Origin of the sequence: Pseudomonas wayambapalatensis, assembly GCF_049942315.1 — a bacterium.
Lineage (GTDB): Bacteria > Pseudomonadota > Gammaproteobacteria > Pseudomonadales > Pseudomonadaceae > Aquipseudomonas > Aquipseudomonas wayambapalatensis.
This window is the reverse complement of the sequence record NZ_JBNFMU010000053.1, coordinates 1-12,157: the sequence shown is the minus strand read 5'-3', so window position 1 is coordinate 12,157 and position 12,157 is coordinate 1. Positions and strand designations below refer to the sequence as shown.

The window sequence follows — 12,157 nt, the reverse complement described above, 5'->3', positions numbered from 1 at the left end:
GCTGCTGCCCAATCCGCCGGTGACTCGGACCTGGAAGCCGTTGGCACGCAGGTACTGGGCAGTGATTTCGGCGAGCACGGTCTGCTCGGTGAACACCCGCGCGCCGATGCGCACCAGGGGTTTTTCTGCAGCTTGGGCAAAACCTGCGCATAGCAGTGCCGCGCCCAGCAGCAGGGCGATTGTCTTTTTCATGAGTTCCCTCTTGTTATCCGGCCAAGCCGCGTTCCAGCCAGCGCTTGCTGGAGAAGCTCACCAGGGCATCCAGTACCAGGGCCAGGAGCGCCGTGCAGGCGGCGCCCAGCAGCAGCTGTGGCTGGTTGTTCAGGGCGATGCCGGGGAAGATCAGGCTGCCAAGGCTGTTGGCGCCGATCAGAAACGCCAGTGGTGCGGTGCCCACATTCAACGCCAGGGCCACGCGCACGCCGCCGACGATGATCGGCACGGCATTGGGCAGCTCCACCTGCCAGAGTTGCTGGCGCGGGGTCATGCCGATGCCGGTGGCGGCTTCCTTGAGCGAGGCGGGGACGTTTTTCAGGCCCTCGTAGGTGTTGCGCACGATGGGCAGCAGGGAGGCGAGGAACAACGCGAAGATCGCGGGGCCTGCGCCGATGCCCAGAATGCTCAGGGCAATGGCCAGAACGGCCAGGGGGGGAATGGTGTTGCCAACGTTGAAGAACTGCATGAAGCGCTCGGCTTTGTCGACCCGGTGCGGTCGACTGAGCGCAATGCCGGCGGGGATGCCCACGGCCAGCGCCGCCGCCATCGAAGCCAACACCAGTACCAGGTGCGCTTGCAGGTAGAACCCAAGATCGTCGCGGTAACGCGCGATCGTGTCAGTGCCGATCCAGTGGATCAGCAGGGCCAGGATGACGAGCACGCAGGCCCATCCCATCAGCCCTTTTCCGTAGCATTTCGCCACAGGTGGACTCCTTATGTCGTCGGCGGACACACTTCTTCGTAGCCGGCCCGTGCGGGAGGCGGGTGGTGTGTTCGCGAGTAGCAGCGTGACGCCTGCGAGGCAGTGCGTTCATGCCATGAGTCGAGCCCCGTCAGGCTCGTGAATGCTGGTGAAACCAGCCCTGAACCGAAACGGGTTGCAGGGGAGTGGACGTCTCCGGGGGCGTAAAGGTTCCCATCTGAGGCGGCATTTGGCCAGTGCTAATCACTGGCTGAATGCGAAAAAGGCGCGCAAAAAATGCGATTTGTCGCGCTGCAGGCGTTGAAAACACTGCGCTGGCGGTCTTTTTGCTAACGGCGCGCGACACCGGTTGCAAGCGTGCATGGTCGACCAACTCGTCGTGATGACGAACCAGCGTACGGACCAAACGTAGAAATCCTACCTCTTGAAGCTGATGCATCTGCTATCGACCAAGTACTGGAGGGCTCAGCATTTGCGTCCTGGAAGATCGAAATAGTCGCTTGAAGGAATATTCCTTGAGAGGTATTTTTAGTGTGGTCCATACGCATGTGCCCAGAGTTCGTCGTGGAGTTCGAGGCATTGGACCAAGATGTTCAGGATGAGCTTCTGGCACAGCTTCACCTCCTCGCTTGCTACGGCCCTGCGCTAGGGCGTCCTCGCGTGGATACCTTGAGTGGCTCACGGTATTCGAACATGAAAGAGCTTCGATTCAATGCCAGTGGTGGTGTATGGCGGGTGGCATTCGTGTTTGACCCTGTCCGCTGCGGCTTACTGTTGGTGGCTGGCAACAAGGCTGGCGTGAGTGAACGCAGGTTCTACCGAGCGCTGATTGAACGGGCTGATGAGCGGTTTGATCGACATCTGTGCAGAGGGTGAAGGTATGTACAAGACACTTGATGACATAATGGCGGGCCTTTCTCCCCAGCGCAGGGAGAAGGTCGCAGCGCGTGCAGACGAGTTACTCGATGAGGAAATGACCCTTCAGGCCTTGCGCAGGCAGCTTGAAATCACTCAGGAAGGCTTGGCGGAGCGTCTTGACGTTCGCCAAGGCAATGTTTCCAAGATGGAAAACCGTAGCGATATGCTGATTTCAACCTTGCGCACCTATCTGCAGGCCATGGGAGGCAGGCTGGAGCTCGTCGCCCATCTGCCGGGGCGGTCACCCATTACGATCAAGGGGCTGGCAGAGGACACCGGGCATTGAGCCTCGGGCGGGTGCCGCGCTGGCTTGTCACCAGGCATTTTGGCCTGGCGCCCGAGTTCAGGTATGATATCGCCCCTTTTTCGATCCCCATTCAGGCGATTTCCCATGACCAACCAGGCCGCCGAAGTCGCGAAGCGCCGCACTTTCGCAATCATTTCCCACCCCGACGCCGGTAAGACCACCATCACCGAGAAGCTGCTGCTGATGGGCAAGGCGATCTCCGTCGCGGGGACCGTGAAGTCGCGCAAGTCCGATCGCCATGCCACCTCCGACTGGATGGAAATGGAGAAGCAGCGCGGCATCTCCATCACCACCTCGGTGATGCAGTTCCCGTATCGCGAGCACATGATCAACTTGCTCGACACCCCCGGCCACGAAGACTTCTCCGAAGACACCTACCGCACCCTCACCGCGGTGGACTCGGCGCTGATGGTGCTGGATGGCGGTAAGGGTGTAGAGCCGCGTACCATCGCCTTGATGGACGTGTGCCGCCTGCGCGACACGCCCATCGTCAGCTTCATCAACAAACTCGACCGTGATATCCGCGACCCGATCGAACTGCTCGACGAAATCGAAGCGGTACTGAAGATCAAGGCCGCGCCGATCACCTGGCCGATCGGTTGCTACCGCGATTTCAAGGGCGTGTACCACCTCACCGGTGACTACATCATCGTCTACACCCCGGGCCACGGCCACGAGCGCACCGAAGCCAAGATCATCCAGAAGCTGGACTCCGATGAGGCCCGTGCGCATCTGGGCGACCAGTACGATAGCTTCGTCGAGCAACTGGAACTGGTGCAGGGCGCCTGCCACGAGTTCAACCAGGACGAGTTCATCAACGGCCAGCTCACGCCTGTGTTCTTCGGGACCGCCCTGGGCAACTTCGGTGTCGACCATGTGCTCGATGCCGTCGTCGACTGGGCGCCGCGCCCGCTGGCACGTGTGGCGCACGAGCGCACCGTGGAGCCGGTGGAAGAGAAGTTCACCGGTTTCGTGTTCAAGATCCAGGCGAACATGGACCCCAAGCACCGCGACCGTATCGCCTTCATGCGCATCTGCTCGGGCAAGTACGAGAAGGGCATGAAGATGCGCCATGTGCGCCTGGGCAAGGATCTGCGCATCGGCGATGCGCTGACTTTCTTCTCGTCCGAGCGTGAACAGCTCGAAGAGGCATACGCCGGCGACATCATTGGCCTGCACAATCACGGCACCATCCAGATCGGCGACACCTTCAGCGAAGGCGAAGCGCTGGGCTTCACCGGTATCCCGCACTTCGCCCCGGAACTGTTCCGCCGTGTGCGCCTGAAAGACCCGCTGAAATCCAAGCAACTGCGCCAGGGCCTGCAGCAGTTGGCCGAGGAAGGGGCGACCCAGGTGTTCTTCCCCGAGCGCAGCAACGACATCATCCTCGGTGCGGTCGGTGTGCTGCAGTTCGATGTGGTCGCCAGCCGCCTGAAGGAAGAGTACAAGGTCGAGTGTGCCTACGAGCCGATCACCGTCTGGTCGGCACGCTGGATCGCCTGCGACGACAAGAAGAAACTCGAGGAATTCCAGAACAAGGCCATGGAGAACCTCGCCATTGATGGCGGTGGTCACCTGACCTACCTGGCGCCGACCCGGGTCAACCTGTCGCTGATGGAAGAGCGCTGGCCTGACGTGCAGTTCCGCGCGACCCGCGAACACCACTGATCCCAGCAGGATGCGGCGCAAGGCCGCTTCCGGGTAATGCGCCGATGGGCGCTCTGCCCGGGAGCGGCCTTGTGCCGTTATGGGGCGTGCAGCCGCTTCCGGAAATATTTTTTGCACAAGCAGTGAGGTAACCCGGCGCGGCATTCGTGTAGTGAGTGAAAGTGCGATTCATTCGCAATCAATCCGTTCTCTCACAGGTCAGCGTCCATGAAGTTCACCCCGCGTTGCGTCCCTCTCTGGTTCGGTCTCTGCACCCTGTCCGCTGTGGCGCTGACACCCCTGGCTCACGCCGCCGAGCAGGTTCAGGTGTATACCTTCGCCCAGCCCGGTCAACCACTGGCCCAGGCCCTCAACGCCTTCAGCCGCACCACTGGGCAAAGCGTGGTGTACACCTTCGAGCTGCCCAGCCAGCAGGCGCCGGCGCTCAACGGCGCGTTCAGCGCCGAGCAGGCCTTGCAGCAATTGCTCGGCCATTCCGGGCTGGCCTGGCGCCGCGTCGATGCGCGCACCCTGACCTTGGAGCCTCTCGACACGTCCGGCGCCTTGAACCTGCAGGCCACCACCGTGACCTCGCAGATGGACAGCTTCAGCTACCAGCCACCGGCCAGCCCCTCGATCATGCGCGGCCAGGGGACGAACCTGGAAACGCCGCACGCCATCAACGTGGTTCCGGCCCAGGTGCTGCGCGACCAGGCACCGCGCAACCTCGACGATGCCCTGGCCAACGTCAGTGGTATCACCCAGGGCAACAACTTCGGCGGCACCTCCGACACGGTGATGAAGCGAGGCTTCGGCGACAATCGCGACGGTTCGATCATGCGCGACGGCATGCCCATCGTGCAGGGTCGCAGCCTCAACGCCACCACCGAGCGCGTCGAAGTGCTCAAGGGGCCCGCGTCGCTGCTGTACGGCATCCAGGATCCGGGCGGGGTGATCAACGTGGTCAGCAAGCGCCCGCAGCTCGAGCAATACAACGCCTTGACCCTACGCGGCTCGACCTACGGCAGCGGCAAGAATGGCAGCGGTGGCAGTTTCGACAGCACTGGTGCACTGGGCGACAGCAACCTGGCCTATCGCTTGATCGTCGATCATGAAGATGAAGACTACTGGCGCAACTACGGCGTGCACCGCGAGTCGCTGGTGGCACCGTCGCTGGCCTGGTTTGGCGAGGACACCCAGGTGATGCTGGCCTACGAGCACCGTGAGTTCCTGTATCCGTTCGACCGAGGTACGGCGATCAGCAACCGCACCAATCACCCGCTGGACATCCCGGCCACTCGCCGCCTCGACGAGCCGTTCAACGACATGGAAGGCCGTTCGGACCTGTATCGCCTTGAAGTCGATCACCAGTTGGCGGACGACTGGAAACTGCACTTCGGCTACAGCTTCAACCGTGAAACCTACGACGCCAGCCAAGTACGGGTGACCGGCGTCAACGATCCCTGTGGCACCCTGACCCGCAGCATCGACGGCACCCACGGCGCCATGAGCCGCGACCAGTTCGCCACCCTGAGCCTGAACGGCAATGTGCAACTGGGCGGGATGCAGCATGACCTGTTGCTGGGCTTCGACCATGAAGACCGCAAGGTCTACCGCGCAGACCTGATCCGCCAGGCCAGCCGCTCGACCTTCAGCTACCTCAACCCGGTCTACGGCCAGGAGCCTGAAGGCAGCACCGTGCGTGCCAGCGACAGCGACCAGACCGACAAGCTGCGCACCGACTCGCTGTTCTTCCAGGACGCCGTGCACCTGGACGAGCACTGGATCGCCGTGGCCGGTGTGCGCCTGCAACAGTACGACCAGCTCGCCGGTCGCGGCCGGCCGTTCACCACCAACACCGATACCAGCGACCGCGCCTGGACCCCGCATGCCGGGCTGGTCTACAAGGTCGATGAGCAGTTGTCGTTCTATGGCAGCTACAGCGAGTCGTTCAAGCCCAACTCCAGCATCGCCCCACTGACCGGTGGCCTGGTGCTCGACTCTTCCATCGCTCCGGAGGAGGGCAAGGCCTGGGAGCTGGGGGCCAAGCTCGACATTCCCGGGCAGATCACCGGCACCCTGGCGCTGTTCGACATCACCAAGCGCAATGTGCTGGTGGCCAACTTCGACACCCGCACCGGCGAAACCCTGTACAGCAATGCCGGCGAAGTCAGCTCGCGTGGCGTCGAACTGGACCTGAGCGGCCAGCTCAGCGAACGCTGGAGCCTGATCGGCAGCTATGCCTTCACCGACGCCGAAGTGACCAAGGACCCGGACCTCAAGGGCAATCGTCTGCAGAACGTGGCGCGCCATACTGGCTCGCTGTCAGCGGTGTACGACTACGGCAGCCTGTTCGGCGGTGATCGTCTGCGCCTGGGAGCGGGTGCACGCTATGTCGGTGAGCGGGCAGGTAACCCGGCCAACGATTTCGACCTGCCGGCCTACACCGTCGCCGATGCCTTCGCCAGCTACGAGACCAAGCTGGATGCGCACAAGGTGCGTTTGCAGTTGAACGTGAAGAACCTGTTCGACAAGGTGTACTACAGCTCGGCGGTGAACCGGTACTTCGTGGCCATCGGCGATGCACGGCAGGTGAGCCTGTCGAGTACCTTGGAGTTCTGAGGCAGGGTGCAAGATGGCGCTTTCAGAGGGCTGGGCGGCTGGACACCGCTCGGCAGCACTCTACGTCAATGGCGAAGTAGAGTGCTTTCGGTGCAGTCAGCGATCAACGCGGTTCACGTGGGTAGGGGAAATCGAAATGCCCTTTTCGGAGGATGAAGCCGTCTGCCTCTCCAGAGAAGCTGACGATGCACCTTTCGTTGACGTTGTTCATATGGACCTCCCCTTGGAGTGACCTGACGCTGCTTCCTCCCAGAATGATTCCTGGGATGATGCCGGGTTTCCCGCCTGCGTGTTCGTCACTGGTGATAAAAGGGTAGCGCCCATCTTTTGTACCATTGGGAACATTCAGAACGACTCGATCAGGCGGTGGGGCCATGTACGCGATGATCTGAGTGAAGCCCGGATTGAACTCGTAATCAATCTTGGCATTCGAGGTCTCGAACGTATGTTCGCTCTCGTAGCCATACCACTTCAGACGAAAGTAAGGTTCCTGCGATGTGTCCGGCGCAGGTGAACCAAAAGAGACGTCGGGTAGTTTTGTGATCTTGTCCATGTTCCACCCCTGAGCGATAGATTCAGTGAAGGACGATAGGTGCCTGCTGAAGCTAAGCAATTGATCAGGAGCCCACAACTAGCAGAATTATCAGGTACCCAGGCGAAGGTTTATCGGCTCGCAAGTTCTATTCTGCCCAACGCAGCGCGATATTCGCCGGGCGTTGCGCCCATCGCCTGCCTGAAGCGGTTGCTGAAATGGCTGGCACTGGCAAACCCGCACAGCAATGCCACCTGCCCCAGCGGCAGGTCGCCCTGGCGCAGCAACCGGCATGCCTGGTGCAGTCGGCGCGCCAGCAGGTACTGGTGCGGCGGCAGGCCGAAGCTTGCGCGGAACATCCGGGCGAAGTGGTATTCGGACAGATTGCAGCGCAGCGCCAGTTCGTTCAGTGAAAGCGGCTGGTCGAGATTGGCCTCGATGTAGTCCACCAAGTGCCTACGCTGGTGCGGTGCCAAGCCGCCTTTGAGCCGCAGGCCCTGTCGCAGCCCGGCCTGGCCCAGCACGGCATGGTCGATGATGGCGTGCGCCAGGCTGCTGGCCAGCAGGCGCTCGGCAGGTTCGTTCCAGTCAAGCCCGATCAGTTGGTGAAAGCGCAGGGCCTGCTGTGGGTCGTCGAGGAAGGTGGCTTCGTGCAGCTGCATTTCCCGTGGCTCGCGGTCGAGCAGGCGAATGCAGCCCAAGGCGAACTGTTCTTCGCTGATGTACAGGTGCGCCAGGCGGATAGCACCGTTGACCACCCAATTGGACTCGTGGCCGGCCGGCATGATGCACAGTTTGTTGGGCGCGCCCTTGTCGCCCGGGCGCTGGCGGCGGAAGGTGCCGGTGCCGTCGGCGATGTAGCACGACAGGGTGTGGTGGCTGGGGGCGAGGTAGTCACGCGCATCGTCACGGTTGCGCCACAGGGCTGCTGCCAGGCCCTCACCCATTTGCGCGCTGGCTTCCAGGCGGGCGTTGGGCGAGCTGTGCATGGCGTTGAAGACTTGCAGCTGATGAAGTGGCGGCATCGGCGATTTCCTCTGGAGGGCTATCGTACTGCGGCGCGGGCGCAATGGGGGCGGTTGCCGACGGAAAAGCGCAAGTTTGTGCAAGCGTGGGGCGGGGAGAGGAGACAGACTTCGTGAGCGGCGCTGGATTCTTCGCGGGCAAGCCCGCTCCTACAGACCTGTGGGTGGCTGTGGGAGCGGCGGTTCGCCGCTGCGACTTGCCCGCGAAGAATCCACCGCCGCTCCCGCAGACCACTGCCAGCCCCAAGGAGCCGGCCCATGAACCTGTCGCTCTACCTGCTCACCGTCCTGATCTGGGGCACCACCTGGATCGCCTTGAAACTGCAATTGGGTGTGGTCGAGATCCCGGTATCGATCGTCTACCGCTTCGCCCTGGCCGGGCTGATCCTGTTCGCGGTCCTGCTGCTGACCCGTCGCCTGCAACCGATGAATCGGCGCGGGCACCTGATCTGCCTGGCCCAGGGGCTGTGCCTGTTCTGCGTCAATTTCATGTGCTTCCTCACCGCCAGCCAGTGGATCGCCAGCGGCCTGATCGCCGTGGTGTTCTCCACCGCAACCCTGTGGAACGCGCTCAACGCGCGGATCTTCTTCGGCCAGAAGATCGCCGCCAACGTGCTGGGTGGCGGCGCCTTGGGCTTGCTGGGGTTGGGTTTGCTGTTCTGGCCGGAGCTGTCAGGGCACGCCGCCAGCCGCGAAACCCTGGTCGGCCTGGGCCTGGCGTTGCTGGGCACCCTGTGCTTCTCGGCCGGCAACATGCTTTCCAGCCTGCAACAGAAGGCGGGCCTCAAGCCGATGACCACCAACGCCTGGGGGATGGTGTATGGGGCGAGCCTGCTGGGGTTGTATTGCCTGGTCACAGGCGTGCCCTTCGCCATGGAGTGGAACACACGCTATATCGGTTCGCTGCTGTACCTGGTGATCCCAGGTTCAGTGATCGGCTTCACCGCCTACCTCACCCTCGTCGGGCGCATGGGTCCGGAGCGGGCGGCGTATTGCACGGTGCTGTTCCCGCTGGTGGCGCTGAACGTGTCGGCATTCGCCGAAGGCTATCAGTGGACCGCACCGGCATTACTGGGGCTGGTCGCGGTGATGGCCGGTAACGTGCTGGTGTTTCGCAAGCCCCGGGTTGCCAAGGCTGCGCAGGCAACGCTGGCCATGAAGTGAGGCCTGTTCCCGACACCGATGCAGAAGATGTCGGCGCTGCGCTGTCTACACTTGGCCAAATCCCTTGATCCTGCAAGGTAGGCCATGTCGACAGCCCAGCCGTGGAACCGCCCCCTCACACCGCGCCAGGCGCACATGCTCTGCCTGCTCGCGCTTGGCCTGCATGTGCTGCCGCTGATTCTTGCCGACTCGATGTACCTCGACGATGTCTGGCGCGCGCAGACCGCCACGGGTAACTGGATCGCCGAAGGGCGCCTGTTCACCCAGTGGCTGCATGCCGGGCTGAGCTTCGCGGGTGGGGCGATCAACCTGTTTCCCTTGCCGCTGCTGTTGAGCCTGCCGGTGGCGGCCTATGCCCTGGCGCGCCTGGCCATCCATTACTTCGGACAGCCGCGCCCGACCGACCTGCTGGTGGTGTTGCCGCTGTGGTACAGCCCGTTCTTCCTGCAGAACCTGTCGTACCAGTACGACGGGCCCGCCATGGCACTGGGGTTGGCGGCGATGATCCTGGCGGTAAGCCTCGATTCACGCCGGTTGTTCGCTGGCACCGTATTGATTGCCTGCGGCCTGGGTTTCTACCAGGTGACGCTGAATGTATTCATCGGCTTGTGTTGCATCGACGCGGTGCGCGGCCTGTTGCGGGGCGATCCGCTGGCCAGGGTGGGCAAAGCGGTGACCCTGCGTGTGGTGCAGATGCTGTTGGGCGGGCTGGTGTACCTGTTGGTGGCGATGCCCTGGATGTCCGAGCAGCGTTTGACCATGCTGGCGGTGGACACTGCGCTGCCGGGCGAAGTGATACAGCGCCTGGGCACTGCGTTCGAACAGGTCGCCCTGCTGCTGACGCCCGGCAATCGGGTCCTGGCGGTTGGGCTGGCGCTGCTGGCCGGCGTTGGCCTGTGGCGCGATGCCCGGGGTATCCATCGGGACCACGGCCTGCCGGGCCTGCTCGTGCGCGGCGGCGGCCTGCTGCTGGCGGTGCTGGTGCTGCTGGTGATGACCAGCGGCGTGATGCTGGCATTCGACTATTTCATTCATGGCGCGCGCACCCTGATGGGCTTTGCCTGCGTACTGGTGCTGCTGCTCTACCTGGCCAGGCGCGGGCTGGGCAACCGTGCGCCCGACCGTGCGCTGATTCTCTGCCTGCCGCTGCTGTCGATGCTGTCGCTGGCCTACGCCCATGGCCGCCTGCTGGAGGCGCAGAAGGCGCAGTTCGCTGCGATCGGCCAGTACATCGGTCAGGACATCCTCAGCCACCCGGCGCTGGACAAGGCCCGCGCCTTCTACCTGCTCGAACGCAACCAGGCCGACGGCTGGTTGCCTGCAGCCTCTGGCGCGCAGGCCCGGGCGCCGCTGCTCAAGTTCATCCGCAGTTCGGACTTCGTACTCTTGCCGGAGATGATGGCGCGCGTCGGTATCGGCCAGTTCTATATCAACAGCTCCGCCAACCAGAGCCCCGCGCCGGCCTGGCGCGCCGATGATCTGCTGGCCCGCGGCGACACACCAGTGGTGGACAACCGCCTGTACAGCATCTACCTCGTCGGCGACCAGGGTTATGTGGTGACCAAGCCGCAGCTCAGGCCCTGGACGTTGCCGTGAGCAGCGGTGCGGGCGGCCTGTTCGGCCAGATGCGGCGCTATGTGCTGGTCGGGTTGGGCAATACTCTGGCGCACTGGTCGGTGTTCTTTCTGCTGCACCTGCTGCTGGGGTTGCGCCAGGCGCCAAGCAACCTGCTGGCGTTCGCCGTGGCGGCCAGCCTGTCGTACTACGTCAATGCCCGCTACACCTTCGCGGCCAGGCCCAGCAAACGGCGCTACTTGCTGTTCCTGCTGGGCATGGGGATAGTGAGCGTGGCACTGGGAGCGCTTTCCGACTGGGCACGCCTGTCACCCTGGCTGACCCTCGTGACCTTTTCCACGGTCAGCCTGGTAGTGGGTTACAGCTACTCGCGCACTGTGGTCTTCAGACGGAGGACGCCATGAACATCACCCTCATCGTGCCGGTGTACAACGAGCAGGACACCCTCGAGCACTTCTACCGCACCGTGCGCGCCGAGCCGTCGCTGCAGGGCATGACGGTGGAGATCCTGTTCGTCAATGACGGCAGCAGCGACGAGACCGAGGCGATCTGCGCCGAACTTGCGCTGCGTGATGAATGGGTCACGGTGATCAACTTCTCGCGCAATTTCGGCAAGGAGTCGGCGCTGTTCGCCGGGCTCGAATATGCCGATGGCGATGCCATGGTGCCGATCGATGTCGACCTGCAGGACCCCATCGAGCTGATCGCACAGATGGTCGAGCGCTGGCAGCAAGGCGCCGACGTGGTCCTGGCCAAGCGCCGCAGCCGCGATGCCGACACCCCGCTCAAGCGCTGGAGCGCGCGCCTGTACTACCGGCTGCACAACCGCATCGCCTCCACCCATATCGAAGAGAACGTCGGTGATTTTCGCCTGCTCGACCGCAAGGTGGTCGCCGCGATCCGCCAGTTGCCGGAGCAACAGTTGTTCATGAAGGGCGTGTTGTCGTGGGTGGGATTTCGCACCGAGATCATCGAGTACGACCGCCCGCCGCGGGTGGCGGGGGAGAGCAAGTTCGGGCTGTGGCGGCTGTGGAACCTGGCGCTGGATGGCATCACCTCGTTCAGCACCGTGCCTTTGCGCTTGTGGACCTACATCGGCGCGGGGGTGTCGCTGTTCGCGCTGGTGTTCGCGGTGTACCTGATCGTGCAGAAGGTGCTGTGGGGGATCGACCTGCCGGGGTATCCGTCGCTGCTGTCGGCGATCCTGTTCCTGGGGGGCGTGCAACTGATCGGTATCGGGATCCTGGGGGAGTATGTGGGGCGTATCTACCAGGAGACCAAGCACCGGCCGAGGTATGTGGTGCGCAAGGTGCTGGGACGGCGGCGCCAGCCGCGGTGAGCCTGTTGGACTGGTGCTGGCCTCTTCGCGGGCAAGCCCGCTCCCACAGGTAACACCACCGTATTCAGAAGCTATGTGGGCTGTTGTGGGAGCGGGCTTGCCCGCGAAG

General features: G+C 63.1%; 12 protein-coding genes. 8 read left to right on the top strand and 4 right to left on the bottom strand.

The features are described 5' to 3' along the window. The coding region (locus tag ACPZMI_RS01655; RefSeq protein ID WP_426351558.1) for a glycine betaine ABC transporter substrate-binding protein at window positions 1-192 on the bottom strand (192 nt) is incomplete at its 3' end. Between the two features lie 13 nt (window positions 193-205). Then, complete coding sequence (locus tag ACPZMI_RS01650) at window positions 206-919, bottom strand: ABC transporter permease (protein WP_426351557.1); 714 nt, start codon at window positions 917-919, stop codon at window positions 206-208. 546 nt (window positions 920-1,465) lie between these two features. Between ACPZMI_RS01650 and ACPZMI_RS01645 the strand changes: the two genes are divergently transcribed. The 4 genes from ACPZMI_RS01645 (at window position 1,466) to ACPZMI_RS01630 (ending at window position 6,413) form a co-directional block, all read left to right on the top strand. Further along, window positions 1,466-1,795: a type II toxin-antitoxin system RelE/ParE family toxin gene (locus ACPZMI_RS01645; RefSeq protein WP_411383217.1), complete on the top strand. Its 330-nt coding sequence runs from the start codon at window positions 1,466-1,468 to the stop codon at window positions 1,793-1,795. After that, the gene (locus ACPZMI_RS01640; RefSeq protein ID WP_288376984.1) at window positions 1,761-2,123 is read left to right on the top strand and encodes a helix-turn-helix domain-containing protein; all 363 of its coding nucleotides are present in this window, start codon (window positions 1,761-1,763) and stop codon (window positions 2,121-2,123) included. The genes ACPZMI_RS01645 and ACPZMI_RS01640 overlap by 35 nt, the downstream gene beginning before the upstream one ends. Window positions 2,124-2,228: 105 nt before the next feature. Next, entirely contained in the window at window positions 2,229-3,812 is a 1,584-nt protein-coding gene (locus ACPZMI_RS01635; RefSeq protein ID WP_186710992.1) for a peptide chain release factor 3, read from the top strand. Window positions 3,813-4,019: 207 nt separating this feature from the next. Continuing rightward, window positions 4,020-6,413: a TonB-dependent siderophore receptor gene (locus ACPZMI_RS01630; RefSeq protein WP_426351556.1), complete on the top strand. Its 2,394-nt coding sequence runs from the start codon at window positions 4,020-4,022 to the stop codon at window positions 6,411-6,413. Between the two features lie 103 nt (window positions 6,414-6,516). On the opposite strand, the gene ACPZMI_RS01625 is transcribed toward ACPZMI_RS01630, so the two are convergent. Beyond that, on the bottom strand, window positions 6,517-6,966 hold the full coding sequence (locus tag ACPZMI_RS01625) for a hypothetical protein (protein WP_426351555.1): 450 nt from the start codon (window positions 6,964-6,966) through the stop codon (window positions 6,517-6,519). Between the two features lie 110 nt (window positions 6,967-7,076). After that, entirely contained in the window at window positions 7,077-7,970 is an 894-nt protein-coding gene (locus ACPZMI_RS01620; protein ID WP_288376979.1) for a helix-turn-helix domain-containing protein, read from the bottom strand. 258 nt (window positions 7,971-8,228) lie between these two features. Here ACPZMI_RS01620 and ACPZMI_RS01615 point away from each other — a divergent pair, with 258 nt between their 5' ends. The 4 genes from ACPZMI_RS01615 (at window position 8,229) to ACPZMI_RS01600 (ending at window position 12,048) form a co-directional block, all read left to right on the top strand. Continuing rightward, window positions 8,229-9,134, top strand: coding sequence for a DMT family transporter (locus ACPZMI_RS01615; RefSeq protein ID WP_186668165.1), 906 nt, complete (start codon window positions 8,229-8,231; stop codon window positions 9,132-9,134). 84 nt (window positions 9,135-9,218) lie between these two features. Then, entirely contained in the window at window positions 9,219-10,730 is a 1,512-nt protein-coding gene (locus ACPZMI_RS01610) for a glucosyltransferase domain-containing protein (protein ID WP_426351554.1), read from the top strand. Then, a complete protein-coding gene (locus ACPZMI_RS01605; protein ID WP_346655305.1) occupies window positions 10,727-11,113 on the top strand; it encodes a GtrA family protein in 387 nt (128 codons plus the stop codon). Before ACPZMI_RS01610 ends, ACPZMI_RS01605 begins: the two co-directional genes overlap by 4 nt. Continuing rightward, the gene (locus ACPZMI_RS01600; RefSeq protein ID WP_063546050.1) at window positions 11,110-12,048 is read left to right on the top strand and encodes a glycosyltransferase family 2 protein; all 939 of its coding nucleotides are present in this window, start codon (window positions 11,110-11,112) and stop codon (window positions 12,046-12,048) included. The genes ACPZMI_RS01605 and ACPZMI_RS01600 overlap by 4 nt, the downstream gene beginning before the upstream one ends. Window positions 12,049-12,157 lie beyond the last annotated feature (109 nt).

What these genes read in the sequence shown, in the direction of transcription:
- ACPZMI_RS01635 (WP_186710992.1), top strand. Translation starts at nt 2,229, where the DNA reads ATGACCAACCAGGCCGCCGAAGTCGCGAAGCGCCGCACTTTCGCAATC.
- ACPZMI_RS01645 (WP_411383217.1), top strand. Translation starts at nt 1,466, where the DNA reads ATGTGCCCAGAGTTCGTCGTGGAGTTCGAGGCATTGGACCAAGATGTT.
- ACPZMI_RS01625 (WP_426351555.1), bottom strand. Translation starts at nt 6,966, where the DNA reads ATGGACAAGATCACAAAACTACCCGACGTCTCTTTTGGTTCACCTGCG.
- ACPZMI_RS01615 (WP_186668165.1), top strand. Translation starts at nt 8,229, where the DNA reads ATGAACCTGTCGCTCTACCTGCTCACCGTCCTGATCTGGGGCACCACC.
- ACPZMI_RS01620 (WP_288376979.1), bottom strand. Translation starts at nt 7,970, where the DNA reads ATGCCGCCACTTCATCAGCTGCAAGTCTTCAACGCCATGCACAGCTCG.
- ACPZMI_RS01640 (WP_288376984.1), top strand. Translation starts at nt 1,761, where the DNA reads ATGAGCGGTTTGATCGACATCTGTGCAGAGGGTGAAGGTATGTACAAG.
- ACPZMI_RS01630 (WP_426351556.1), top strand. Translation starts at nt 4,020, where the DNA reads ATGAAGTTCACCCCGCGTTGCGTCCCTCTCTGGTTCGGTCTCTGCACC.
- ACPZMI_RS01610 (WP_426351554.1), top strand. Translation starts at nt 9,219, where the DNA reads ATGTCGACAGCCCAGCCGTGGAACCGCCCCCTCACACCGCGCCAGGCG.
- ACPZMI_RS01600 (WP_063546050.1), top strand. Translation starts at nt 11,110, where the DNA reads ATGAACATCACCCTCATCGTGCCGGTGTACAACGAGCAGGACACCCTC.